At 63.9% G+C, this 25,435-nt stretch carries 18 protein-coding genes; 10 read left to right on the top strand and 8 right to left on the bottom strand.

Annotated elements, in window-relative coordinates; genetic code table 11:
• Nucleotides 1-65: 65 nt before the first annotated feature.
• A complete protein-coding gene (locus PW947_RS29885; RefSeq protein WP_299636307.1) occupies nt 66-2,477 on the top strand; it encodes an FUSC family membrane protein in 2,412 nt (803 codons plus the stop codon).
• A gap of 64 nt (nt 2,478-2,541) precedes the next feature.
• Here the strand turns inward: PW947_RS29885 and PW947_RS29880 are convergent, their stop codons facing one another.
• Complete coding sequence (locus PW947_RS29880) at nt 2,542-2,799, bottom strand: hypothetical protein (RefSeq protein WP_299636306.1); 258 nt, start codon at nt 2,797-2,799, stop codon at nt 2,542-2,544.
• A 134-nt stretch (nt 2,800-2,933) separates the two neighbouring features.
• Entirely contained in the window at nt 2,934-3,410 is a 477-nt protein-coding gene (locus tag PW947_RS29875; protein ID WP_366146151.1) for an Lrp/AsnC family transcriptional regulator, read from the bottom strand.
• Between the two features lie 274 nt (nt 3,411-3,684).
• Between PW947_RS29875 and PW947_RS29870 the strand changes: the two genes are divergently transcribed.
• Entirely contained in the window at nt 3,685-4,230 is a 546-nt protein-coding gene (locus tag PW947_RS29870) for a cysteine dioxygenase family protein (RefSeq protein WP_299636511.1), read from the top strand.
• A gap of 43 nt (nt 4,231-4,273) precedes the next feature.
• Here the strand turns inward: PW947_RS29870 and PW947_RS29865 are convergent, their stop codons facing one another.
• From PW947_RS29865 to PW947_RS29850, 4 genes are all read right to left on the bottom strand, one after another.
• On the bottom strand, nt 4,274-7,060 hold the full coding sequence (locus tag PW947_RS29865; RefSeq protein ID WP_299636302.1) for a mechanosensitive ion channel domain-containing protein: 2,787 nt from the start codon (nt 7,058-7,060) through the stop codon (nt 4,274-4,276).
• Between the two features lie 133 nt (nt 7,061-7,193).
• The gene (locus PW947_RS29860) at nt 7,194-7,841 is read right to left on the bottom strand and encodes an NAD(P)-dependent oxidoreductase (protein WP_299636300.1); all 648 of its coding nucleotides are present in this window, start codon (nt 7,839-7,841) and stop codon (nt 7,194-7,196) included.
• A 161-nt stretch (nt 7,842-8,002) separates the two neighbouring features.
• Nucleotides 8,003-8,458, bottom strand: a complete 456-nt coding sequence (locus PW947_RS29855) for an Rrf2 family transcriptional regulator (RefSeq protein WP_299636299.1) — start codon at nt 8,456-8,458, stop codon at nt 8,003-8,005.
• 108 nt (nt 8,459-8,566) lie between these two features.
• Entirely contained in the window at nt 8,567-9,037 is a 471-nt protein-coding gene (locus tag PW947_RS29850; protein ID WP_299636298.1) for a hypothetical protein, read from the bottom strand.
• Nucleotides 9,038-9,231: 194 nt separating this feature from the next.
• On the opposite strand from PW947_RS29850, the gene PW947_RS29845 reads away from it, so the two are divergent.
• Together PW947_RS29845 and PW947_RS29840 are read left to right on the top strand one after the other, a co-directional pair.
• Entirely contained in the window at nt 9,232-9,813 is a 582-nt protein-coding gene (locus tag PW947_RS29845) for a DJ-1/PfpI family protein (RefSeq protein ID WP_299636297.1), read from the top strand.
• Between the two features lie 217 nt (nt 9,814-10,030).
• Nucleotides 10,031-10,354 carry a hypothetical protein gene (locus PW947_RS29840; protein ID WP_299636296.1) on the top strand — a complete coding sequence of 108 codons (324 nt, stop codon included), beginning with the start codon at nt 10,031-10,033 and terminating at the stop codon, nt 10,352-10,354.
• On the opposite strand, the gene PW947_RS29835 is transcribed toward PW947_RS29840, so the two are convergent.
• Complete coding sequence (locus tag PW947_RS29835) at nt 10,322-12,076, bottom strand: sensor histidine kinase (protein WP_299636294.1); 1,755 nt, start codon at nt 12,074-12,076, stop codon at nt 10,322-10,324. The two genes, PW947_RS29840 and PW947_RS29835, sit on opposite strands and share 33 nt — an antisense overlap.
• Before the next feature lie 368 nt (nt 12,077-12,444).
• Between PW947_RS29835 and PW947_RS29830 the strand changes: the two genes are divergently transcribed.
• On the top strand, nt 12,445-13,647 hold the full coding sequence (locus PW947_RS29830) for an ammonium transporter (protein WP_299636292.1): 1,203 nt from the start codon (nt 12,445-12,447) through the stop codon (nt 13,645-13,647).
• Nucleotides 13,648-13,763: 116 nt separating this feature from the next.
• A complete protein-coding gene (gene crcB, locus PW947_RS29825; RefSeq protein ID WP_299636290.1) occupies nt 13,764-14,144 on the top strand; it encodes a fluoride efflux transporter CrcB in 381 nt (126 codons plus the stop codon).
• 31 nt (nt 14,145-14,175) lie between these two features.
• On the opposite strand, the gene PW947_RS29820 is transcribed toward crcB, so the two are convergent.
• Nucleotides 14,176-15,396 (bottom strand): diguanylate cyclase, encoded by a 1,221-nt coding sequence (locus PW947_RS29820; RefSeq protein ID WP_299636288.1) that lies wholly within the window; start codon nt 15,394-15,396, stop codon nt 14,176-14,178.
• Nucleotides 15,397-16,257: 861 nt separating this feature from the next.
• Here PW947_RS29820 and PW947_RS29815 point away from each other — a divergent pair.
• The 4 genes from PW947_RS29815 to PW947_RS29800 all read left to right on the top strand — a co-directional run bounded on the left by PW947_RS29815 (nt 16,258) and on the right by PW947_RS29800 (nt 25,417).
• Complete coding sequence (locus tag PW947_RS29815) at nt 16,258-17,094, top strand: IclR family transcriptional regulator (protein ID WP_299636286.1); 837 nt, start codon at nt 16,258-16,260, stop codon at nt 17,092-17,094.
• A 411-nt stretch (nt 17,095-17,505) separates the two neighbouring features.
• The gene (locus tag PW947_RS29810; protein WP_299636285.1) at nt 17,506-18,966 is read left to right on the top strand and encodes an MdtA/MuxA family multidrug efflux RND transporter periplasmic adaptor subunit; all 1,461 of its coding nucleotides are present in this window, start codon (nt 17,506-17,508) and stop codon (nt 18,964-18,966) included.
• Nucleotides 18,967-18,982: 16 nt separating this feature from the next.
• Nucleotides 18,983-22,102 carry an MdtB/MuxB family multidrug efflux RND transporter permease subunit gene (locus PW947_RS29805; protein WP_299636284.1) on the top strand — a complete coding sequence of 1,040 codons (3,120 nt, stop codon included), beginning with the start codon at nt 18,983-18,985 and terminating at the stop codon, nt 22,100-22,102.
• A 3-nt stretch (nt 22,103-22,105) separates the two neighbouring features.
• Nucleotides 22,106-25,417, top strand: a complete 3,312-nt coding sequence (locus PW947_RS29800) for an efflux RND transporter permease subunit (protein ID WP_299636282.1) — start codon at nt 22,106-22,108, stop codon at nt 25,415-25,417.
• The last annotated feature ends 18 nt before the right edge of the window (nt 25,418-25,435 follow it).

The raw sequence follows: 25,435 nt of genomic DNA, 5'->3' as shown, positions 1-25,435 counted from the left end.
TGCGCCGGTCGCCGGCCGGTCTTCTTTCGTCGTTTTTTTCATCTGAGTGAAAACCCAGGTAGTCGATGCGCTATTCGGTCGAGATAAAAAAGTTTCTCTACAGCCAGTATTTTTATGGCGGTCTGCGTATCGCGGTCGGCGTATCGTTACCGGCTGTTCTGTGCCTGATCGTGTTTCACAATCGCGAACTCGGTTTCACGATTGCCACCGGCGCGCTCGGCGCATGCGTCGTGGATATGCCGGGGCCGCTGAAGTACAAGCACAACGAGATGCTCGCGTGCTCGGTGATCGGTTTTCTGTCGGCGCTGGCCACGGGTCTGGCCACCGTCAATTCGGTCGCGCTGTGGTGCACCGTCGTGCCGCTGACCTTCGTGCTGTCGTTGATCGTCGTGTACGGCAACCGCTGGCCGCAAATCAGCTTCGCCACGCTGTTCATGATGATCATGACGCTGGAGGAGCATTTCACGCCGATGCAGGCGCTGATCAACGCGTCGTGGATTCTCGCGGGCGGGCTCTGGTACACGTACTGGTCCACCTTCGTCAGCCGCTGGCAGATGCACCGGATCGAACAACAGGCGCTGGCCGAAAGTGTGTTCGCGTGCGCCGACTATCTGCTGGCGCGCGCGCAGTTTTACGATCTGGATAACGACCTCGACGAGTGTTACCGCAATCTCGTCGCGATGCAGATCGCGGCCGTCGAACGTCAGGACGCCGCGCGCGACATCGTGTTGCGCAACCTGCCGAAGCTCAAGAGCGGCAAGCTCGATCCGCGCCGGGCAATGCTGTTCAACCTGTTTATCGATACCGTCGATCTGCATGAACTGTTCGTCGGCACGCACACGGATTACCCGCTGGTGCGCAATACGTTCGGCGGCTCCGACCTGCTGACGTTCTATCGCGATCTGATCCGCAAGGCCGCGGCCGATCTCGAAGATATCGGTCTTTCCGTGTTGCAGAATCATCCGCCGCGTGCGCGCGTCAACGTGAAGGCGGAATTGCGCGCGATCGAGTTCGAAATCGAACTGATGCGCAAGCAGGAACTGCCGACGAAAAATCCCGAAGCGTATTCGGCGATCTCGGCCACGTTCCGTCGGCTGTGGAGCGCCACGCGTCTGATCGACAAGATGCGCCGCAACCTGTCGAGCGAAACCGGCTCGTCAGAAACCGAATTGCGGCTCGATCAGGCGTTGACGCGTTTCGTGTCCAGCCGGCGCGTGCCGTTCCGGCAGATCTTCTCGAACCTGACGATGGCCTCGCCGAGTTTCCGGCATGCGTTGCGCGTGACGATCGCCGTCGCGGTCGGATTCTGGCTGGGACGCCTGCTGCCGCTGACCAACGCGTACTGGATCGTGATGACCACCGTCATCATCCTGAAGCCCGGCTATTCGCTGACCAAACAACGCAACGGCCAGCGGATCGTCGGTACGCTGATCGGCTGTACCGCGAGCATCGCGCTGATCGTATTCGTCAAGGAACCGCACATCCTGCTGGTGGTGATGTTCGGCTCGATGGTGATGAGCTACAGCCTGCTGCTGTTCAATTACGCGGCGAGCGTGGTGTTCACGTCGTCCTACGTGTTGCTGATGTTTCATCTGCTCGCGCCGGGCAGCATGCACATCATCGGCGAACGTGCGATCGACACCGTCGTGGGTTGCGCGATCGCCATTGCCGCGAGCCATCTGTTCCCGTATTGGGAATACCGCTTGATGGGCAAGCTGGTCAACACGATGATCGCGGCGACGCGGCAATATCTAGAAGCGAGCTGGTGGTGGAGCGGCAAGCCGTTGGCCGGTGCGGCGACGGTCGCCGCGGCGGTCGTCACCGAAGGCGGCGCGTTCGCACCCGCCGCGGCCTTGTCCGGAGGCGCGGGGACGCTGGAGTTGAGTGGCGTGGCAAGCGGCGCAGCGGGCGGCAATACGACCGTGACCAGCGCGACCGCAAAACCGGCGGCGGCTAGCCCGGCGGCATCGGCCGCCGCGACTGCGCTCGAACGCGACTACCGTTACCGGCTGGCTCGCAAGAACGTCCACGTTGCGTTCGCCAATCTCGGCCAGGCGTTTCAACGGATGATGCTGGAGCCGAAGAACGCGCAGAAGTTCGTCCCGGAACTGAACGATCTGCTGGTGCGCAGTCACGTGCTGGCATCGCAGATCACGGCTGCCGCGCCGTTGCTGCGCACGTCCGCGCAACAGGCGGACAGCGTGTCGCAACAGCCGCTGCAACGCGCGCTCAGCGCGATTCGCGACAACCTCACGCAAGCGGAAAACGGCGAAGCGCCGCCCGCGGATCAGGCCGATGTCAACAAGCAGTTGTCCCGCGAACTGGACACGATGGTGATCGAAGCGGAGAAGTCGGAAGACTACGGCGCGGACGCCGTGCACGAACTGAAGCTGCTCGCGCATCAGTGCAAGCAGATGCTGGCCGCGTCGACGCTGATTCGCAAGGCGGCGAGCGTGATCCGACTGCCGGATCAGTGAGAGACGTGGGCTACGTGACGGCTGTCTGTGGCCGCGCGCACCGCTGACGTGCCGCGCGACGCGATTACTGCGAAGCGCCCGTCGCGGCAGCCGCGCCAGTCGAGTTGACGCCGGTGCCGCCGGCGTTGGCGGACGTGCCGCTGCTGCCGACCGCCAGTGCAGCCGCCGCCGAAGCCGGTGACGTGGCGCTCGCGTTCTGCGCGTCGAACTCGTGCTTCTCGGTGATGGCGTTATAGGCCACCGTCGCAATCACCAGCAACACCACGACCACGATAAATATGGCCACACCAACGGTCGGGTTCTTCTTTTGCGGTCGATTCATGGGCAGGCTCGTTGAACGACGATATCGGGGACAGCAGGAATTCTACGCCGTGCCGCCTTGCGAAAGCCTTGCATAAACGGCACGTCCGGCGACGCAGCGCAAACCACCGGGCGTGATGCCCGATTGCGCACGCGTCAGCGTGGATGCGCAACCGCTTCCGGACGCACCGGCAACGCGGTCGAATATTTCAGCTGTTCCATCGCAAAGCTCGAACTCACGTCCGACAGCGGCACCGACGCGATCAGTTGCTTGTACACGCGGTCGTAATCGTCGATGCCCGACACCACCACGCGCATCAGGTAATCGGTCTCGCCGCTCATCCGGTACACCTCGACGACTTCCGGAATATCACGAACCGCGAGCGTGAACGCCTTCGCCCACGCCTCGGTGTGCTGGTTGGTGCGGATCGCGACGAACACCGTCGTGCCCACCCCGAGTTTGCGCGCATCGCACAGCGCAACCTGCGCGCGGATCACGCCGGTTTCCTTCAGACGCTGAAGCCGCTTCCAGCACGGCGTCTGCGACAGGTTGACCTGCTGCGCCAGTTCCGCCACCGGCATGGTTGCGTCCTGCTGAAGCAACGCCAGCAGCTTCTGATCGATCATGTCCATTCCCACGCCCGCCCATTTATAGAATTTTTTTCTACTTCCTGTGCCAATCACAGCAATTATATGAAAACTTTTTCTCCGGACAAATGGGTATAAATAAGGGATACGACGTTCCGCTCAACCGCATCAGCCACCTCGCCGCCGTCGCGCGGCACAACCGATCATGAACCCTGCAATCCGTCCGCACGCCATCCTCGCCGAGCGCGCCGTTCATGGCGCGGCCATTCACGAGATCGGCGGCGACGTTACGCCGTCCGCATCGAACGATGCGCCGTTGATGCGCCTGTGCGCCGCGCTCGATGCCGCTTTCGACGCGGCTTCCGATAGCGCTTTCGACGATCCGGCGTTCGGTGCGGCCGTGCGTGCGGCGCTCGCGCAAGCCGTGGCCGATCCTGCGCTGCTGACGTCCGCGCAGCGTGAAGGCGCGGCCGCCACCTACCGTCGTCATCTGCTCGCCGCCGATCCGCGCGGCCGGTATGCGATTGCGTCGCTGGTGTGGATGCCCGGTCAGGCGAGTCCGGTGCACGCGCATCACACGTGGTGCGGCTACGCGGTGATCGACGGCACGTTGACGGAATCGGTGTATCGCTGGGACGACGCGCGGCAATGCGCCGACGAGATCCGCTCGCACCCGCGCACGACCGGCGCGGTCTCGTTCGCGCCGGGTGGACGCGACGGCGTGCACCGGCTGATGAACGTCGCCGATGCCGACACCGGCGCAGCGGCGGTATCGCTGCATATCTACGGTGTTTCCGGCGAACAGATCGCCACGCACGTGAACGATGTCGTCGCGGTCGCGCCGCGCGAAACGATGGCGGCTTGAAAGACGCGCCGACGTCGCGAGCGGTGCGAGCGAAAAAAGCGCGCTAGGTTTTTCCCACGTCGCCGGCTGTGGGAATTTGCGGTGGAATCGGCGCGGTCTGACCTGTCGGCGGCGGAGCGGGCCGCGGCTCGTGCGACACATCCCGCGCCGCTCCGACACCGGCTACACCCGCTACGCCCGATACACCCGCCATACCCGCCACCTCGGCCACATCCACCAGCCCCGCCCTGCCTGCGGCCATCCGCTCGCGTCGAAGGCTCGCGGCACGCTCGGCGGCGGCCACCGCCAACGCCGCCTCGGCTTCCGCCTTCTCCATCGATTCAACCGTTTCCAGCGGCTCGCCCGCTTCGTCGGTCAGCACCGTCGAGGGCGCTTCGTCGTCCCGCAGCGGCTGGCCTTCGCTGTCTTTCGGCGACTGATACAGCCGCATCTGCGGCACCGGAATCTGGATACCGGCCTCGTCCATCTTGCGCTTGAGCCGCGCATTGAACGCCCGCGCGACGCTCCATTGCTGCAATGGCCGCGTCTTGATCTGACCTTTGACGACCATCCAGTTCGGATCGAAACGGTCCAGTCCCCACACCTCGATCGGCCCCAGCATTTCGCGTCGATAGCGGAAATCGGCCATCAGGTCCGCACCGACATCGCGGATCAGTTGCGTGACTTCGTCGACGTCCGCCGAGAAATCCATCCTCACTTCGAACACCGCATACGCGAAATCGCGCGACAGGTTCTTCACGATCTTGATCTGCGAGAACGGAATGGCGTGGATCGCGCCCTGCCCGTCACGCAGCCGCACGGTACGAATCGACAGATGCTCGACCGTGCCCGCGTGACCGCCGTCCACATCGATCCAGTCGCCGACCGAAATCGTGTCTTCGATAATGATGAACAGCCCTGTAATCAGATCCGACACCAGCGATTGCGCGCCGAACCCGATCGCCAGCCCGATCACGCCCGCGCCCGCCAGCAGCGGCGTCACGTTGATGCCGAGGTTGGCGGCCGTGACGATGCCCGCGATCGTCACGATCAGCACGAACAGCGCGTTGCGCACCAGCGGCAACATGGTTCGCGCGCGCATGCTCGGATTGCGCGCCTTGTTGCGCGGACCGGTGGGCGTGAGCGCTTCGAGAATGGCCGTGTCGACGAAAATCCACAGCAGCCACGCGATAAACACGGTCGACAGAATCGCGACGACCGAATGCGCGATGCCGCGCGCGGCGACGTTTTCCTCGATCATCGCGGCCAGCGACACGTCCCACAGACGCGCCGCCATTTCGAGAAACGCGAGCCAGATAAACAGCACCAGCAAGGTGCCCGCGAATTTCAGCAGCCGCATCAGATACGGCGAACGGCGCGCGCGCTTGCGCATGTTGTGCGGACGCGTGACCCGCAACACGATGGCCGACAGGAAAAAGGCGATCACCAGCAGCAACGCGGTCACCACCGAGATCTGCAACACGTTTTCCGACGACCCTGAACCGCCGAGTGTCGCGATCACCGAAATGCCGGACAGCACCAGCACCGGCACGTGCCACAGCGACGCGAGCACGTCGAAGCCGTCGGTGGCGGCCTTGTGGGTGTGACGCTGCTCGTAGGGCCGGTTGCGGATCAGATGCGCGACCGGACGACGGAACGCTAGCGCGAAATAAAGCGCCAGCGACGCCGCCGTCATGTTCGAGATGGTCGAGATCAGACCGGCGAGATTGGTGCCGAGTTGATGGGACACGTCGTAATTGACTGCCGCGTCGCCGAGCGCACCGAATACGCCGATCATAAACAGCAGCTTGCGCGCCTGTTCGATCAGCAGCCGCACCGCCGTGCGCCGGTGTCCGGAGCCGAACAGCGAGAACATGATCAGGCAGATCGCCGAAAACACCGCACCCGCGACGATCGCATAAGCGACCACCATGCCGAGCGTGCGGCCGAGCGCGTCGGGCATCGCGCGCACGAACATCAACGCGGCGAGAAACGCGAGCAGCCACGGACCGACGCGCCGCAACGCGTAGACCAGCAACTGGCGCGTGGTCGGATTCGGGTCGAGCCGCATCACGATGCCGAAGCGCCGGTAGACGCGCAATTGCAGATGGATCAGCACCCACACGCACGCGCCCCACCCGGCCAGCATCGCGAACATGTCGAACAGGATGCGGCCGAGGCTTTCATGCCCCTGGCTGGAAACGATCGTATAAAGCTCGTTGCCCGCCGCATTCATCCGGCCGGACCAGTAATGGACGGGCGTGCGGCCCTGCTCGACATCGGCCTCGAACGCTGCGATGCCCGACGCGATCGCGCCAAGCAGGCCGGGGCTCGGCTGGACCGGCGCGGGCGGCGCCACGTGACTGGTGACGTCGCGGAGCTTTTTCAGTTGCGCGACCAGCGCGGTGCGTTGGCGGTCGCTGTCGAGCGTGGCGATCACGCTGTTCAGCGACTGCGCGAGTTCGGCCTGGCTGGCCGGCGACGGCGCGGACGCGGCATCGGCCGCCGACGCGCTGGATGCCGCCGCAGGCGCGACCGTCGCGCTATTGATCAGGCTTTGCAGCGCCGGAATCACCGGCGTCGCGGTCGCACCCGCCGCATGCGCAGGTCCGGACGCGAGCAACCCCATCCCGCCGAGCGCGAACAGGCACGCAACCGTCCAAGCCTGAATCGCGGACAGCCGCGAAACCCGCATCGGACAATCGGTCGAAATCCTTGAGAAACGTGAAAAGCCCGCGAGAACGGGCTGAAAAAACAGTCGGGCGAGGAGGGAAAACGCGGCGTGGCGTGCCGGTTGGCCGCCGGTAGACGGCGCGGCCCCGGTTCCACGCCGCCGCAGACATGACTTCATGGCGATTGGTGACAAAACGGGACACGCCAGTGTAGCCGCAGTGCGATAGCGGCGCGGTTTGCGTGCGTAACCGAATGTTAGGACGCTTGCGCGTTTGCGCCGGAGCGCATCGCGGGCGCCGTCAATCGTGTAATTAGTAAGCGACCGTTGCAATCTGACGGACGAAGCGGCCTTGCTCCAGTTCATCGACAAACGCGATCGCGTAGTCTTCCGCCGAGATGCGGCTGTTGCCTTCGCTGTCGGCGATCAACGTGTTCGCGCCCGTGCGGAACTGGCCGGTGCGCTCGCCCGGCGCGATCATCGCGGCCGGCGCGAAGAAGGTCCAGTCGAGATCCGTCACCGTTTGATAAAAGGCGAGCACGTCGCGATGCGCGAGCGCGATGGCCTTGTAGGCATCCGGAAAGCCGTCGACATCGACCAGTTGCTTGCCCGGCGCCACTTCCAGCGAACCCGCGCCGCCGACCACCACGACGCGCTTGAGGCCCGCCGCACGCACGCCTTCGACCAGCGCCTTCGACGCTACCGTCAGCGTCGCGAGGTCGTTCATCGGCGGGGCGTACGCGCTCGCGACGACATCGTGACCGCGCACCGATGCAGCAACGCTCGACGCGTCGAGCAGATCCGCCGACGCGGCCTTCAGATTGGCGACGTCGGCCGGCACGCGCGACGGATTGCGCGACAGCGCCGTCACCTGATGCCCGCGACGCGCGGCTTCCGCAGCGATCCGCGAACCGACCATGCCGGTGGCGCCGAACAGCGCGATCTTCAGTTGCTTGCTCATGGTAATGCTCCTCGAAAAAGACGTTTATGTAACCGTGACGATTACATATAAAGCGGAAAAAATAGGGGCATTCGCCCCCGGTTCCTGATTTCGATGCCGATCTGACCACCGTCGCGCGCAGCGCTTTGTACGCTGCACGCCGGTTTCGGATCGCAGCCCGCCTACGCGGTCGATCGGCGTTTGCGTTCCAACTTGCGCTCGGCGCGGACCAGATCGCCGGTCGCGTCGGCCAGCGTACGACCGGCCAGCGACGCTTCCATCGCCTGCTGCGCTTCGTCGATGATGCCGCGCAACACCGTCTGGATATTACGTCCGACCATGCACGCCGGATTCGGCTCCTCGCGATGCATCGCGAACAGCTGTGCTTCGTCCACCGCGCGATACACGTCGAGCAGCGAGATGTCCTGCGGCGGCCGCGCCAGCAACGCGCCGCCACCCGCGCCCAGTTGCGACGTGGTGAGTCCGGCTTGCGCGAGCATGGTCAGCAGCCGGCGGATCAGCGCAGGGTTCGTGTTGACGCTCCCGGCGATGATGTCCGACGACAGCGGCACGCCCTGCTGCAACGACAGCAACGCAAGCACATGAACCGCAAAGGCGAACCGGCTACTCGTATTCACTGCAAACGCACCTCACGCCGTCACGCGGCGATGTGTAACTATGGTAATTACATTTAACCGATGTGTCAAACCGGCCGACCGGTCGCGACGCACACGGCGAAACGCCGCCTATTTGTCCATCTGCTTCTGCGCGTCGCTGCCTTCGCCCGACGACGAAGACGACGATGCGGTCGAACTGGCGTTCTCGTTCGACCATTGCTGCAACTTGCGGCCTGCGTTTTCCAGTCCGGCGCCGGTCGTGGCCGCCGCGTGGTTGACGGCGGCGTTGGTCGCGCTCGCCGCGCTCTGGAAGTTGCTCTGCGCGTCCGATGCAAGGCTGCCCGGATCGATCTTCACCGTCGGCACGGTCGATGCCGATTCGAGGTTCGACTGCGCGGTCGCCTTGGTGTTGTCGACCTGCTGGCCGACGTAGCTGGCGGCCTGATCGAGCTTTTGCCCGGCCAGTTGCGTCGCGGCGTCGAGCTTCGCGCCGACCTGGCCGGCCGTCGCGTCGTTCTTCTGGCACGCGCCGAGCACGACGAGACACGCGAAGGCGAACGCGGACCGGCGCAGGAGCGGAGAGTTAAACAGTTCAGTCATGGTGATGTATGGCCGCTCGACGCGGCGTATGCATGCGGAAACGCGCTCATGATACGCCGTTGCGCGTCGTGATCCGGAGATCGTAATCCCGATCCGGTTGCGGATTCGTCGTCATCCTGTCAAACCCGCTGGAGTAGACTGCAACACATTCGATGTGGTCCGGGTGAGTCCATCTTCACAACAGGAGGCATGCGATGGCAGCAAAGAAGATTCTGTTTCTGACCGGCGATTTCGCCGAAGATTACGAAACGATGGTGCCGTTTCAGGCGCTGCAGGCGGTCGGTCATACGGTCGATGCCGTCTGCCCCGACAAGCGCGCGGGCGATCGCATCAAGACCGCGATCCACGATTTCGAAGGCGATCAGACCTACACCGAAAAGCCTGGGCACCAGTTCACGCTCAATGCGACTTTCGATGACGTCGAAGTCAGCCGCTACGACGCGCTGGCAATCGCAGGCGGACGCGCGCCGGAATATCTGCGGCTCAATCGTCGCGTGATCGAAATCGTGCGGCAGTTCGCGGAAGAGAAAAAGCCGATCGCTGCCGTCTGTCATGGCGTGCAGATCCTGGCCGCCGCCGACGTGATTCGCGGCAAGCGGATCGCCGGCTACCCGGCCTGCGGACCGGAAGTCAAACTGGCCGGCGCCGATTACGCCGACATCCCCGTCGATGCCGCCGTCACCGACGCGAACTTCGTCACGTCGCCCGCATGGCCCGGTCATCCGGAATGGCTGCGGCAGTTCCTCGTGCTGCTCGGCACGCGCATCGAACTCTGACGCGGCATTGAATCGAACCTGACGATGCGCATCCAGCTGCAACGCGGGCCGCCCATGCGCGGCCCGTTTCTTTTCCGCGGCGACAAGACACGCCACGCCACGCCACACGCACGTCGGCGCGGTCGCATTTCCAACGGCTCAATCCGTTTGAGATTCATCCGATAGCCCGTCCAGCAAGGCTTTCCCTAAAGTTGAAGCTGACTTTGGAGTAGCTTCGATGGAACTGACTGACTGGATCGTGGCGCTGGCTGTCGCGTTGATCGCCATTGCGTTTTTTTGCCGTCGTGCACCGGCCACATGGTCGCCGGAAAATCGCGCGCGGCGTTTTGCCGGCATGCGCACGCTGGCGCTTGCGGCGTTATCGCTATGGATGGCATTGCTGCTGATCGCACGTGGCGTGTTTTCCACCCGCGGCGTGCCCGGCGTTCACGCTGAACCGCTCGTCGCGCTGAGCGTCGCCGCCGCGTTGATCACGCTCACCGCGTGCTGCGCGTTTCGCGCGATCAGGCTACTGAAGCCGCGCCGGCTGTTCGCCTGTTGACGGCAGCGCCGCAGCGGCATTCGCTTCCGCGTTCGCGCTGATAGCCGCGTCGAGGGTCGCGTCGAGACGCGCTTCGCCCGGCGTGGCACTGCGTTGCGCCGCCGGTCGCGTCGGCGTGGCGCCTTCCCGAGGTGTCGGCGGCGTCGCTTCCGGCAGCGACAGATAAAACGTGGTGCCGACCCCTTCGGTGGATTCGGCCCATACCCGGCCGCCGTGCCGCTCCACCACGCGCCGCACCAGCGCCAGCCCGATCCCCTCGCCCGCCGCGACATTGCGGTGCAAACGCTGAAACGCGTTGAACAGCCGCGGCAACGCGACGGCCGGAATCCCGAGCCCGTTGTCTCTCACGTAGAAAATTCGCAACGAATGCACGCCCGGCGGCGCAGGCGTCGTGCCGATCTCGATCCGTCCGTCGCGCGATGCGTCCAGATAATTGACCGCATTACCGAGCAGATTCGCGAAAACCTGTTCGAGCGCGGTGGGATCGCCCCACACCGACGGCAAGCTCTCCACCTTGACGTGCGCGCGACGCGCGCGGATCGACACCTGCATCGCATCGATCACGCGCTGCACCAGATCGGCGACATCGACCGGTTGGCGGCGATATTCGACCCGTCCGACCCGCGACAGCCGCAACAACGCGTCGATGATGTGCGACGCGCGCAATACGGCCGTCTGCAGATAATGCAGCGCCTCGCCGATATCCTCGTCGACCACCTGCTCGATATGCTCGCGCTGCGCCGGCGTCAGCGACGACGCGCGCACGGCCGCACGCAAGTCGTCGCATGCGTGGATCAACTCTTTCGAAAACCCTTGCAGATTGACCAGCGGCGCGCGCAGATCGTGCGACACGCTGTAGATGAACATCTCGTTTTCCTGCGTCTGCTGACGCAAGGTTTCGTTGATTCGCGCGAGATCGTCGGCGCGACGCGCGAGGTCGGCCTGGAAGCGCGCCTGCAAACGCTCCGCTTCGAGCAGACGCCGGCTGGTGTCGTGCAAGGTCTGATCGAGACGGCCGATTTCGTCGGTGCCGGGCGTGAGCGGCGCGAGCGGTTCGTTGTTCGCCAGACGCTGCGCGTTGTCGGAAAGCTGCGCAAGACGCCCGCGCATCCCGCGCGTGAACAGCCACACCGCCATCGCGACGAACAGCAGCGAGCCCAGCACGGCCGTGACGATTAGCGTCAGTTGACGTTCGCGCGCGGCTTCGGCATCGGCGGTGCGCTGCGAATCGAGACGCCGCTCTTCGGCCTGAAATTCGGCGATCTGCACGCGAAACCGGTCCAGCACGTCGGTGCCGGCAAGATCGCGAAAACGCTCGACCACATCGCGACGACGCCCCGAACGCAACAGATCCTGCACCCGGTCCGACCATTGCCGATACGCCTGCGCGGCCTGCCGGATCTGCGCCGCGCGCGCCACTTGCGCGGGGTTGTCCGCCACCAGTTCGGCCAGTTGATCGATGCGCCGGTCGACGTCCATCCACAGCGAAACCGGCGTGGTGATGTCGGACGGATTGCCCAGCATCGCGCCACGCAGCCGCACGGAATCGCGCAATACCGGTTCGAGAATCGCGGTGGACTGGCGCAGCACGTCGCTGCTATGCACGGCCCAGAATTCGGCCTGGCCAGCATCGGCCTGCGCCTTGACCAGCCCGGAAAGCAAGGCCAGTTCGAAGACGGCCGGAATCGCGATCAGCAACAGCCCTTTAGTTGTCAGTCTCATGCGTGCGCGAAGCAGTTCGAAAACCAATGCGGCCCGGCATCGGGGAACGGCTCATTATGTCGGCGTTTCTCAACTATGACAAAGGATGGCTGCGATCGCCAATGGCCGTCAGCCAAATCGAAACCGTCGTTATGTAAATCGAATAAATGGCCCTGACTTGGGTCAGCACATTGCGCCATTTTCACGCAAACGCACCGTCGTGGTGCTTTTTTATGCGTCGTCGGATCTTAACAGCGCGCCGCCGCATCCACTGATTGCCACGACACACCTCATTGCGGTGCGCAATTGCACCGCAACAGACACGCATGCGCAACTTTGGCCCACTTCTTGCATTGTAGCCCCGCTTTTTGCCCCAAAACGGGACTCGCATGGACAGCTTTAAATCCGGCACGGACACCTTGTTCCTGCTACTCGGCGCAGCGATGGTTCTGGCGATGCACGCCGGCTTCGCTTTTCTGGAACTCGGCACGGTTCGCAAGAAAAATCAGGTCAATGCGCTGGTCAAGATTCTGGTCGATTTTTCGGTATCGACGATTGCGTACTTCTTTATCGGCTACACGATTGCGTACGGCGTCCAGTTTTTCGGCAGCGCCGAAACGCTCGCCGTCCACAATGGGTATGCGTTGGTGCGCTTTTTCTTCCTGCTGACCTTCGCGGCCGCGATTCCCGCGATCGTGTCGGGCGGGATTGCGGAGCGCTCGAAATTCAATCCGCAACTCTTTGCCACGTTTGTGCTGGTCGGTTTTATCTATCCGTTTTTTGAGGGCATCGTCTGGAACGGGCATTTCGGCATTCAGGCGTGGTTGCAACGCGCGCTCGGCGCGCCGTTTCACGATTTCGCGGGATCGGTGGTCGTGCATGCGTTCGGCGGCTGGGTCGCGTTGCCCGCGATTCTGCTGCTCGGCGCGCGCCACGGCCGTTACCACCGCGACGGCGGCATCGCCGCGCATCCGCCGTCCAATATCCCGTTTCTGGCGCTCGGCGCGTGGGTGCTGGCGGTCGGCTGGTTTGGCTTCAACGTGATGAGCGCGCAGACCGTCGACAAGATCAGCGGCCTCGTCGCGGTCAATTCGTTGATGGCGATGGTCGGCGGCACGCTGGCCGCGTGGTTTGCCGGGCGCAACGATCCGGGCTTCACGTACAACGGCCCGCTCGCCGGGCTGGTCGCGGTGTGCGCGGGTTCGGACGTGATGCATCCGCTCGGCGCGCTGGTGACCGGCGCGGTCGCGGGCGCGCTGTTCGTCTATATGTTCACGTATGTGCAAAACCGTCTGCGTATCGACGACGTGCTCGGCGTATGGCCGTTGCACGGCATGTGCGGCACATGGGGCGGGATTGCGGCGGGCATCTTCGGGTCGCGCGCGCTGGGCGGATTGGGCGGCGTGTCGTTCTGGGCGCAGGTTGCGGGAACCGTGTCCGGCATCGTGATCGCGACGGCGGGCGGCACGCTCGTCTATGGCGCGATTCGGCTGACGGTGGGTTTGCGGCTGGATCAGGAGGACGAATACAACGGCGCGGATCTGTCGATCCATCGTATTTCATCGACGCCGGAACGGGAAACGGTCGGTTGAGCGGCCCAAACCGGCGCCCGCGCGCAAGTTAGTCGCGGGTGCGCCGGTGATAGACTGACGCGCGAAAAATCCTCGTGCGGCTCGCTGCCACTCCACTCCTTCTTGCCTAACACCTTATGTATCTGTCAATTCTCGCCGTCGGGATCGGTGGCGCGCTGGGCTCGCTGCTTCGGTGGTTTCTGAGTTTGCGCCTGAACGGCCTGCTGACGACGCTGCCGCTCGGCACGTTCGCATCGAACGTGATCGCCGGCTATGTGATCGGCGTCGCGATCGCGGGGTTTTCGCGCGTGCCCGACCTGACGCCCGAATGGCGTCTGTTCGTGATCACCGGTCTGATGGGCGGACTGTCGACCTTTTCCACGTTCTCGGCCGAAGTCGTGCAGCGTCTTCAGGAAGGCCGTCTGGGCTGGGCCGCGACGGAAATTCTCGTGCACGTGGCGGCATCGGTCGCGATGACGGCGCTCGGTATCGCGACGGTTTCGCTGGTCACGCGCTAATCCGCGCGCACGCCGCGCACCGACGCGGCGTTCAACGCGCCAACGGCACCACGTTCGCCCGTCCGCGCGCTTGCGCCGATCCAAACCGGTAAGTCGAGCGACCCGCCTGCTTCGCGGTCCGCGTGGCGGTTTCCGCGACGCCGAGCAGTTGCCCGACGCTGTCGGCCCGATCCGGATAGGTCGCGATGCCCACGCACGCGCCGATCGGGAAGCGCCGCGCATATTCGCGCTCGCCGACATCCATCACCCGCGCGATCAGCCGTCCGGCGAGATCGCGCAACTGCGCGTCGTCGCCGCAATTGACGGCCAGCAGCGCATACGCGTCGCCGCCGAGCCTGACCAGCAGATCCTGCTGGCGGGTCGCGCCGCGCAATGCTTCGCCGACGCGCTGCAACAACCTGTCGCCGGATTGATGGCCGAGCGCGTCGTTGACGTGGCTAAAGCCGTCGATGTCCAGATACAGCAGCGCAATCCGGTTCGCGACCGGTTGCTCGGCCAAGCCGTTGAGCACCGCCAGCAGCCGACGCCGGTTCGGCAGGCCGGTCAACGGATCGCGCATCTCGTCGGGCTTGCGTCCGGTAATGCCTTGCAACGTGGCCTGCGACATGCCCTTGCCCGCGACCAGCGACACCAGCGAAGCCAGCGAGATCCATCCGATCAGCAACGCGAGCGCCGCCAGCGCCACCGCGCCGTCGATCATCTTCGCGGCCATATCGCGGCGGTCGGATGCGCGAATCTCGCGCCACGTGTCGAGCAGTTGCGCGACGTCGGCGTGCAGGCGTTCCATCTGCACACGCCCTTCGCCGGTTTGCATCAACGTCAGCGCGGCGCCGCGATTGCCGTCCTGCGCGAGATCGACGGTGCGCGCCAGTTCGCCGCGCTTCGCGGTCATTGCCTGTTCGATACGGCGTACCAGTTCGACGGAGCGCTCGTCCGCCGACACCAGTTGCTGTAGTTGCGGCAACGACTGGTCCAGATCGAGCAGGCCGCGCCGGTACGGATCGAGATAGCGTTCGTCACGGGTCAGCAGGTAACCGCGTTGCGCGCTTTCGGCCGTTTCGAGATCGTGCAGCATCCGGTTGCCGACCGCGAGCACGTCGAACGCCTGCGCGCCACGCGCCGAATCCGTGATCAACGCACGCGCCTCATACATAAAAACGGCGGCCGCGACGAGCAGCCCCACCACCAACGCGGCGAAAAGCGCGAGATAGCGATGCCGGACCGCGCGAATACGACGAAACAGGGACGACACGACTTCTCCCGACGGGCAGATTGAAGAACGCACATCATAAAGAAACCTGAGATCTTTCGGACATAAGCCTGGAGCTATCCGACAGCATTCGAAGTATTTACCTGGAAAAAATCATCCAGTGCCGAGAATCAAAATCGATCTGACTGTTTTACGCAAATGACACATTCCATCTGGCGAAACACGATTAATTCCAACCTGACGTGCGGCAATATCTTTTGAAATATTTTGAAAGAAAAGCGCGAATGGAAAAGACAATCCCATGCAAAGTGTGGAACCGCCAAAAAGCACGCGTGTTGGCAGCCGTACACTGGGAAGCGGACGCATCCGGTGCGCGCGCAGCACAGCGGATTAAACACGTGCTTGAAAATCGCGTTTGATTAGAACGGTAGGTGTTTCGAAACGCGAAGACAAAAAAAAGGCGTCACGTAACCGTGACGCCTTGAAAAGTTCTAGCCATTCCGAGGGCCGTGCTAGAACCTGAGAGACGGGATTCGAAGGACGGGCGGCTGGCGTGCTGCTCATGGCCCCAGGGGCCGCTGCGCGCGATGCCGGTGGTCTGAATGCCCCGCCGCAACAGCGCTTTGGCTTGACTGCGGGCTTGATGAAGGGCTTCGTCCAACTGGCGTCACAAGTGAACCGCTTGCGTACTTTCGAAATATGGTTCCATTTTTTATGGTTATGCTGACTAAGTCAAGCAAAACTTAATGAGAAAACACTCGATTCGCAACCCCCTTCCACTACAATGAATTGTCGTAGGAAAAGGGGCCGGGACCGCACTCTGAAGGGCACTTAAGCGTTGCATAAGACTCGCCGCTCTATTCGGCAACTTTGTACAAATCTGAAATAAAGTTTCAAAAAAATATGACCCAGACTCCGAGGTCTTTCCGCAGCGCCGAGTCCGTGAAAGACAAAGACGGCTCCGGCGACGAAGTCACCGCACTTGCTCGCGGGCTGACCGTGTTGCGTGCCGTCGCCGCTGCCGACTCTCCGCTCAGCAATCGCGAACTGACCGAACTCACCGGCATTCCTAAACCCACCCTATCGCGGATCACGGCCACGCTGGTCAGCGCCGGCTTCCTGTTCCGGCTGCCCGACAGCGAACGTTTCGTGCTGACTTCGTCGGTGCTGGAACTGAGCAACGGCTTTTTGCGCAACTTCGACATCCGCGCGCGCTCGCGGCCGTTCCTGATCGAACTCGCCGAGCGGACCGCGCTGTCGGTGCATCTGGCGGTGCGCGACCGGCTCGATATGGTCGTGATCGACGCGATCCGTCCGCGTTCCGCCGTGCTGGTGTCGCGGCTGGAAGTCGGATCGAGGATGGACCTGAGCCGCACCGCGGTCGGCCGCGCATATCTGGCGGCGTTGTCGGAATCGGATCGCGAAAGTCTGCTGATCGGCCTGCAAGCCGCCGAAGGCGACGAATGGGGTCTCGTCAGCAACCGGCTGGAAAGCGCGCTGCACGAAACCGCCGCACAAGGCTTTGCGATCGCCACCGGCGAATGGCACGGCGGACTGAACGCGATCGCCGCCGGCTTCGTCGGTCCATCCGGCGAACGGTATGCGGTCAACTGCGGGGGCTCGGCGTACCAATGCCCACGCGACTGGCTTATTTCTCGGGCCGCGCCCGCCCTGCTCGAATGCATTGAAAAAATCGTCCAGGAAATCGGTGGAACGCCGCAACGGCGTCTCGATAACTAATACGCACGAACCCACCCACTGGATGCAGCGCGATCTGTCCAGCTTGTAACTTTCGTAATCAATCGAAAAATACAGCGCTGGACGGTAATGAAACGCAAGACATAACATCATGCTTTCCGCGCGACGGCCCGCGGCGCACGCTCCGGTCCACGGCGCGACAGGACCGTCCGGCATGCGAACGCTGCATCGGCCGCCGTGCGCTGCAAGCTCGCCGTGCCTTCACCTTGTTGCCCCGCACTTCGCGTACGATCGCTGAACGCGCGCGCAGCAGCCGCTGTCGAAGCCGACAACGCGGCCGCCCGCCGATGCCATGCCTGGGGAGCGCCATACGGTTTTCCATGCCGCATCGTCCGGCCGTCCGCACGCGTTGCACGTCTTGCTCAACTTCACGCCAGCCACCTGACCGAACCGATGGACGAAAAACAAAAGCATTCGGATAAAACCCCCTCGCCCGCTCCCGCTCCTGGCCGTGAGACCGCCCGTGAACCCGCCTCCGCCTTGACCGGCGGCCCCGGCCATCCGGTCGCAGAACGCAAGAAACGCCGCACCCGCACCGTCGTCGCGGTCGTCGTCGTGCTGATCGTGGCCGGCATCGTGTTGTGGCGCTGGCATCCGTGGGGCGGCGCGTCGACGGGCGCCAACGCCGCGAACGGCGCAAGCGGCGCAGCCGGCCACGGTCGCCGCGGCGGCGCTCCCGGCGGATTCGCCAACCAGCCGCAACCGGTTCACGTCGCAACCGCATCGCAAGGTGAAATGCCGGTCGTGCTGACCGCGCTCGGCACGGTCACCCCGCTTGCCAGCGTGACCGTCCAGAGCCAGTTGAGCGGCGTGCTGCAAGACGTCTATTTCAAGGAAGGCCAGATGGTCAAAAAGGGTGACGTGCTCGCCCAGGTCGACCCAAGGCCGTATCAGATCTCGCTCGCGAACGCGCAAGGCACGCTCGCGCGCGATCAGGCGTTGCTGCAGACCGCGCGCCTCGACCTGAAGCGCTATCAGACGCTGCTGTCGCAAGACTCGATCGCGAGCCAGCAGGTCGATACCCAGTCCTCGCTGGTCAAGCAGTACGAAGGCACGGTCAAGTCGGATCAGGCCAATATCGACACCTACAAGCTCGACCTCGTCTACGCGCGGATCACCGCGCCGGTGACGGGCCGGGTCGGTTTGCGGCAGGTCGATCCGGGCAACTACGTGACGTCCAGCCTGACCAACGGCCTCGTGGTGATTACGCAATTGCAACCTATCAGCGTGATCTTCACGACCTCCGAAGACAACCTCCCGCAAATCCTGAAGCAGGTGCAGGCGGGTCAAAAGCTATCGGTGACGGCCTATGACCGCAGCAATACGACGTCGCTGGAAGGCGGCTCGCTGGAAACCTTCGATAACCAGATCGATACGACCACCGGCACGGTCAAGCTGCGCGCCACCTTCGAGAACAGGAACAACCTGCTGTTCCCGAATCAGTTCGTCAATACGCGCCTGCTGGTCGATACGATCCGCACCGCCGTGATCGTGCCGACTTCCGCGGTGCTGAACGGCTCGATGGGTCAGTTCGTCTACGTGGTCAAGGACGACAACTCGGTGACGGTGCGTCCGGTGAAGATCGGTCCGGTGGACGGCGAGCGCACCAGCATCGCGTCCGGCCTTCAGGTCGGCGAGCGCGTCGTGATCGACGGTTCCGACCGGCTGAAGGAAGGCGCGAAGATCACGATTCCCGCCGATCGCGCAAAAGGAGCGTCGGGGGCATCGGGCGCATCCGCTGCTTCGGGCGCTTCGGGTGCTTCGGGTGCACATGGCGCATCGTGGGCGGCCCACGCTTCGGGTGCGTCCGGCACGCATGGACATCGTCGACATCCGGCGCAAGCCTCGCAATAAGGCGCACTGATACCGCATGAATCCATCCCGCGCCTTTATCCTGCGCCCGGTCGGCACTGCGTTGCTGATGGCGGCGATCATGCTGGTCGGGCTTGTCGCGCTGCGCTTTTTGCCGCTCTCCGCGCTGCCCGAAGTCGATTATCCGACCATCCAGGTTCAGACCTTCTATCCCGGCGCGAGCCCGGACGTGATGACGTCGTCGGTCACGGCGCCGCTCGAACGCCAGTTCGGGCAGATGCCGTCGCTAAACCAGATGTCGTCGCAAAGCTCGGCCGGTTCGTCGATCATCACGCTGCAGTTCAGCCTCGACCTGCCGCTCGATATCGCCGAGCAGGAAGTGCAGGCCGCCATCAACGCCGCCGGCAACCTGCTGCCGTCCGACCTGCCCGCGCCGCCGATCTACGCCAAGGTCAATCCGGCCGACGCGCCGATCCTCACGCTCGCGATCACGTCGAAAACCTTGCCGCTGACGCAGGTGCAAGACCTCGCCGACACGCGTCTCGCGCAGAAAATCTCGCAGGTGGCGGGCGTCGGTCTGGTGAGTCTGTCGGGCGGACAGCGACCGGCTGTGCGGATTCAGGCCAACCCGCGCGCCCTCGCCGCATACGGCCTGAATCTGGACGACCTGCGCACGTCGATCTCGAACCTCAACGTCAACACGCCGAAGGGCAATTTCGACGGCCCGTCGCGCGCGTACACGATCAACGCGAACGACCAGCTGACCGACGCGGACGCGTACAAGAGCGCGGTGATCGCCTACAAGAGCGGCCGCCCGGTGATGCTCACCGACGTCGCCACCATCGTGCAAGGCGCGGAAAACACCAAACTCGGCGCGTGGGTGGACAACACCCAGGCCATCATCCTGAACGTGCAGCGCCAGCCGGGCGCGAACGTGATCCAGGTCGTGGAAGGCATCAAGAAGCTGCTGCCGCAGTTGCAACAGTCGCTGCCGGCCGCGCTCGACGTGCAGGTCGTCACCGACCGCACCACCACGATCCGCGCATCGGTGCGCGACGTGCAGTTCGAGTTGCTGATGTCCGTCGTGCTGGTCGTGCTCGTGATGTACCTGTTTCTCGCGAACATCTACGCGACCATCATCCCGAGCCTGTCCGTGCCGCTGTCGCTGATCGGCACGCTCGCGGTGATGTACCTGTGCGGCTTCTCGCTCGACAATCTGTCGCTGATGGCGCTGACCATCGCAACCGGCTTCGTCGTCGACGATGCGATCGTGATGATCGAAAACATCGCGCGTTACGTCGAGGAAGGCGAACCGCCGCTTCAGGCCGCGCTGAAAGGCTCGAAGCAGATCGGCTTCACCATCATCTCGCTGACGGTGTCGCTGATCGCGGTGCTGATTCCGCTGCTGTTCATGGGCGACGTGGTCGGACGGTTGTTCCACGAGTTCGCGATCACGCTCGCGGTGACCATCGTGATTTCCGCCGTCGTGTCGCTCACGCTCGTGCCGATGCTCTGCGCGAAACTGCTGCGCCACACGCCGCCGCACGAAAGCCACCGCTTCGAAGCGAAAGCGCACGCGTTTATCGACTATGTCATCGGCCGTTACGCGGTCGCGCTAACCTGGGTGCTCGACCGCCAGCGCTCGACGCTGTTCGTCGCATTGCTGACCATCGTGTTCACCGCGCTGCTCTATATCTTTATTCCGAAGGGCTTCTTCCCGGTGCAGGACACCGGCGTGATCCAGGCCATTACGCAGGCACCGCAATCGGTGTCGTATGCGTCGATGGCGGAACGTCAGCAGGCGCTTGCCGCGCAGATCCTGAAGAACCCGGATGTCGAGAGCCTGACGTCGTTTATCGGCGTGGACGGCAGCAATATCACGCTGAACAGCGGCCGGATGCTGATCAACCTGAAACCGCGCGACGACCGCGACCACACCGCGAGCGAGATCATCCGCCAGTTGCAGCAGGACGTCGCGCATATTCCCGGCGCGACGCTGTACATGCAGCCGGTGCAGGATCTGACGATCGACTCCACGGTCAGCCCGACGCAGTATCAGTTCATGCTGACCGATCCGAACATCACGGAGTTCGCCGCGTGGGTGCCCAAGCTGGTCGAGCGCCTCAAACAGGCGCCCGAACTCGCCGACGTCGCCACCGACCTCCAGCAGAACGGCCAGTCCGTCTACGTGCAGATCGACCGCGCGACCGCGTCGCGTTACGGCATCACGCCGGCCACGGTAGACAACGCGCTGTACGACGCGTTCGGCCAGCGCATCATCTCGACCATCTTCACGCAATCCAACCAGTACCGCGTGATTCTCGAAGCGCAACCGTCCGTCCAGCACTACACCGAGTCGCTGAACGCGATCTATCTGCCGTCGTCCACATCGAGCGGCGGACAGGTGCCGCTGTCGGCGATCGCGAGCTTCCATGAACAGCCGTCGCCGTTGCTGGTCACGCACTTGAGCCAGTTCCCAGCCACCACGGTGTCGTTCAATCTCGCGCCCGGCGCGTCGCTCGGCGCGGCCGTCAAGGCGATCGACGCGGCGGAAAAAGACATCGGTTTGCCGGCGTCGTTCCAGACCCGCTTCCAGGGCGCGGCACTCGCGTTCCAGGCGTCGCTGTCGAACGAACTGTTCCTGATTCTCGCGGCCATCGTGACGATGTATATCGTGCTCGGCGTGTTGTACGAGAGCTTCATCCACCCGATCACGATTCTGTCCACGCTGCCGTCGGCGGGCGTCGGCGCGTTGCTGGCGCTGCTGATCACCGGCCACGACCTGGACATCATCGGCATTATCGGCATCGTGCTGCTGATCGGCATCGTGAAGAAGAACGCCATCATGATGATCGACTTCGCGCTCGAAGCCGAACGCGAGCAAGGCAAGCCGCCGCGCGAAGCAATCTATCAGGCGTGTCTGCTGCGCTTCCGCCCGATCCTGATGACCACGCTCGCGGCGCTGCTCGGCGCGCTGCCGCTGATGCTCGGCACCGGCGCGGGTTCCGAATTGCGTCATCCGCTCGGTATCGCGATTGCGGGCGGCCTGATCGTCAGCCAGTTGTTGACGCTGTTCACGACGCCGGTGATCTATCTCGGCTTCGACAGTCTCGCGCGGCGTGCGCGGGCGCGCTTCCATCGCGACGATCCCACGCCGTCCACCGACGCCGAGGGCTGAGCGATGAACCTGTCGCGTCCGTTTATCTCGCGCCCGGTCGCCACGACGTTGCTGGCGATCGGTATCGCGCTGGCGGGGATTTTCGCGTTCACGAAGCTGCCGGTCGCGCCGCTGCCGCAAGTGGATTTCCCGACCATTTCGGTGCAGGCGTCGTTACCGGGCGCGAGTCCGAACACAGTCGCTACCAGCGTCGCCAGTCCGCTCGAACGGCATCTGGGCTCGATCGCCGACGTCACCGAAATGACGTCGAGCAGTTCGGTCGGCTCGGCGCGGATCACGCTGCAATTCGGCCTGAACCGCGATATCGACGGCGCCGCGCGCGACGTGCAGGCGGCCATCAACGCAGCGCGCGCCGATCTGCCGGCCAGCCTGCGCAGCAACCCGACCTATCACAAGGTCAACCCCGCCGACGCGCCGATCCTCATTCTCGCGCTGACTTCCAAAACCTTGCCCGCTGGCCAGTTGTACGACTCGGCGGCCACGGTGCTGCAGCAGTCGTTGTCGCAGGTGGACGGCGTCGGCGAAGTGGACGTCAGCGGTTCGGCGAATCCGGCGGTGCGGGTCGAGCTGGAGCCTCAGGCGCTGTTTCACTACGGCATCGGTCTCGAAGACGTGCGCGCGGCGCTGGCCGCGGCAAACGCGAACAGCCCGAAAGGCTCGATCGAGTTCGGTCCGAACCGCGTGCAGATCTACACCAACGACCAGGCGAGCAAGGCGTCGCAATACCGCGATCTGGTGATCGCGTATCGCAACGGCTCGGCCGTCAAGCTGTCGGACGTGTCGGAAGTGGTCGATTCCGTCGAAGATCTGCGCAACGCCGGGATGTTCAACGGCCAGCGCGCGGTACTGGTGATCCTCTACCGACAGCCGGGCGCGAACATCATCGAGACCATCGACCGCGTGAAGGAGATGCTGCCGCAACTGAAAGCCTCGTTGCCCGGCGACGTCGAAGTCACGCCGACCGCCGACCGCTCGATGACGATCCGCGCGTCGCTGAAAGACACCGAACACACGCTGATGATCGCGGTCGGGCTGGTCGTGATGGTGGTGTTCCTGTTCCTGCGCAACTGGCGCGCCACGCTGATCCCGAGCGTCGCCGTGCCGATCTCGATCATCGGCACGTTCGCGACCATGTACCTGCTCGGTTTTTCGATCGACAACCTGTCGCTGATGGCGTTGACCATCGCGACCGGCTTCGTCGTCGACGATGCGATCGTGGTGCTCGAAAACATCTCGCGGCATATCGAAAACGGCGTCACGCCGATGAAAGCGGCGTTTATCGGCGCGCGCGAAGTCGGCTTCACCGTGCTGTCGATCAGCCTGTCGCTGGTCGCGGTGTTCCTGCCCATTCTGCTGATGGGCGGCATCGTCGGGCGGCTGTTTCGCGAATTCGCGCTCACGCTGTCGCTCGCGATCGGCGTGTCGTTGCTGGTATCGCTGACGCTCACGCCGATGATGTGTTCGCGGCTGCTGCGTCCGCATCACCAGAAAAAGGAAGAAGGCCGCTTCGGCCGCTGGCTCGAAAGCGGTTTCGCACGCATGCAGCGCGGCTACGAACACACGCTCAGCTGGTCGCTGCTGCATCCGCGGCTGATCCTGACCATCCTGATCGCGACCATCGGCGTGAACGTCTGGCTCTACATCATCGTGCCCAAAGGCTTTTTCCCGCAGCAGGACACCGGGCGGCTGGTCGGCGGCATCCAGGCCGACCAGAGCACGTCGTTCCAGGGTATGAAGGGCAAGTTCAGCGACATGATGTCGATCGTCGGCAAGAATCCGAACGTCGATAGCGTGGTGGGTTTCACCGGCGGCCGGCAGACCAATTCGGGCTTTATGTTCGTGTCGCTGAAGTCGAAAGCCGAACGGCGCGCCACCGCCGACCAGGTGATCCAGCAACTGCGCGCGCCGCTCGGCGACGTCGCGGGCGCGCGCACGTTCCTGCAAGCGGTGCAGGACATTCGCGTCGGCGGCCGGCAATCGAACGCGCAATACCAGTTCACGCTGCTCGCCGATTCCGCCGCCGATCTCTACAAGTGGGGACCGCTGCTCACCGACGCGCTGATGAAGCGCCCCGAACTCGCCGACGTCAACTCCGACCAGCAGCAAGGCGGTCTCGAAGCGATGGTGACGATCGACCGCGAAACGGCCGCGCGGCTGAAGATCACGCCGTCGCAGATCGACAACACGCTGTACGACGCGTTCGGCCAGCGTCAGGTATCGACGATCTACAACCCGCTGAACCAGTATCACGTGGTGATGGAAGTCGCGCCGAAATACTGGCAAAGCCCGGAGATGCTGAACCAGATCTGGATCAGCACGTCGGGCGGCACGGCGAGCGGCGCGCAAACCACCAACGCGCCGGCCGGCACGGTGTCGTCGGGTACGACCACTAACGCGTCCACCAGCGCATCGACGGGTGGGACCGCGGGCACCACCACGACCAGCGCCGCGACCATCGCGGCGGATTCCGCGCGCAACCAGGCCACCAACTCGATTGCGGCAAGCGGCAAATCGAGCGCGTCGTCGGGTTCGGCGGTCTCCACGTCGAAGGAAACCATGGTGCCGCTGTCGGCCATCGCGACCTTCGGGCCGGGCACGACGCCGTTGTCGGTGAATCACCAGAGCCAGTTCGTCGCATCCACCATCTCGTTCAATCTGCCACCGGGCACGTCGTTGTCCGACGCCACCCAGGCGATCTACGACACGATGGCGGAGCTCGGCGTGCCGGGCACGATTCACGGCAGCTTCCAGGGCACCGCCCAGGCGTTCCAGCAATCGATGTCCGACCAGCCGATCCTGATTCTCGCCGCGCTGGCGGCGGTCTATATCGTGCTGGGCATGCTCTACGAGAGCTACATCCATCCGCTGACAATTCTTTCGACGTTGCCGTCGGCGGGCGTCGGCGCGTTGCTGGCGCTGCTGCTGTTCAAGACCGAGTTCAGCATCATCGCGCTGATCGGCGTGATCCTGCTGATCGGCATCGTCAAGAAGAACGCGATCATGATGGTCGATTTCGCGATCGAGGCATCGCGCCAGGGACTGTCGTCGCGCGACGCGATTTTCCAGGCGTGTCTGCTGCGGTTCCGCCCGATCATGATGACGACCTGCGCCGCCCTGCTCGGCGCGTTGCCGCTCGCGTTCGGGCGCGGCGAAGGCGCGGAGCTGCGCGCGCCGCTCGGCATTTCGATCGTCGGCGGTCTGATCGTCAGTCAGATGCTGACGCTGTACACGACGCCGGTGGTCTATCTGTATATGGACCGGATTCGCGTACGCTGGGAAAACCGCCGCAACCGTAACGCGCCGGCGGCCAGTTAGGCGCAGCGGGCAACGTCA

This window comes from Paraburkholderia sp. (assembly GCF_028283785.1).
Classification (GTDB): Bacteria; Pseudomonadota; Gammaproteobacteria; order Burkholderiales; family Burkholderiaceae; genus Paraburkholderia.
This window is presented reverse-complemented; position numbering and strand designations above follow the sequence as displayed.

What these genes read in the sequence shown, in the direction of transcription:
- PW947_RS29845 (WP_299636297.1), top strand. Translation starts at nt 9,232, where the DNA reads ATGGCAGCAAAGAAGATTCTGTTTCTGACCGGCGATTTCGCCGAAGAT.
- PW947_RS29805 (WP_299636284.1), top strand. Translation starts at nt 18,983, where the DNA reads ATGAATCCATCCCGCGCCTTTATCCTGCGCCCGGTCGGCACTGCGTTG.
- PW947_RS29860 (WP_299636300.1), bottom strand. Translation starts at nt 7,841, where the DNA reads ATGAGCAAGCAACTGAAGATCGCGCTGTTCGGCGCCACCGGCATGGTC.
- PW947_RS29800 (WP_299636282.1), top strand. Translation starts at nt 22,106, where the DNA reads ATGAACCTGTCGCGTCCGTTTATCTCGCGCCCGGTCGCCACGACGTTG.
- PW947_RS29835 (WP_299636294.1), bottom strand. Translation starts at nt 12,076, where the DNA reads ATGAGACTGACAACTAAAGGGCTGTTGCTGATCGCGATTCCGGCCGTC.
- PW947_RS29880 (WP_299636306.1), bottom strand. Translation starts at nt 2,799, where the DNA reads ATGAATCGACCGCAAAAGAAGAACCCGACCGTTGGTGTGGCCATATTT.
- PW947_RS29810 (WP_299636285.1), top strand. Translation starts at nt 17,506, where the DNA reads ATGGACGAAAAACAAAAGCATTCGGATAAAACCCCCTCGCCCGCTCCC.
- PW947_RS29870 (WP_299636511.1), top strand. Translation starts at nt 3,685, where the DNA reads ATGCGCCTGTGCGCCGCGCTCGATGCCGCTTTCGACGCGGCTTCCGAT.
- crcB (WP_299636290.1), top strand. Translation starts at nt 13,764, where the DNA reads ATGTATCTGTCAATTCTCGCCGTCGGGATCGGTGGCGCGCTGGGCTCG.
- PW947_RS29885 (WP_299636307.1), top strand. Translation starts at nt 66, where the DNA reads ATGCGCTATTCGGTCGAGATAAAAAAGTTTCTCTACAGCCAGTATTTT.
- PW947_RS29875 (WP_366146151.1), bottom strand. Translation starts at nt 3,410, where the DNA reads ATGGACATGATCGATCAGAAGCTGCTGGCGTTGCTTCAGCAGGACGCA.
- PW947_RS29840 (WP_299636296.1), top strand. Translation starts at nt 10,031, where the DNA reads ATGGAACTGACTGACTGGATCGTGGCGCTGGCTGTCGCGTTGATCGCC.
- PW947_RS29815 (WP_299636286.1), top strand. Translation starts at nt 16,258, where the DNA reads ATGACCCAGACTCCGAGGTCTTTCCGCAGCGCCGAGTCCGTGAAAGAC.
- PW947_RS29830 (WP_299636292.1), top strand. Translation starts at nt 12,445, where the DNA reads ATGGACAGCTTTAAATCCGGCACGGACACCTTGTTCCTGCTACTCGGC.
- PW947_RS29865 (WP_299636302.1), bottom strand. Translation starts at nt 7,060, where the DNA reads ATGAAGTCATGTCTGCGGCGGCGTGGAACCGGGGCCGCGCCGTCTACC.
- PW947_RS29850 (WP_299636298.1), bottom strand. Translation starts at nt 9,037, where the DNA reads ATGACTGAACTGTTTAACTCTCCGCTCCTGCGCCGGTCCGCGTTCGCC.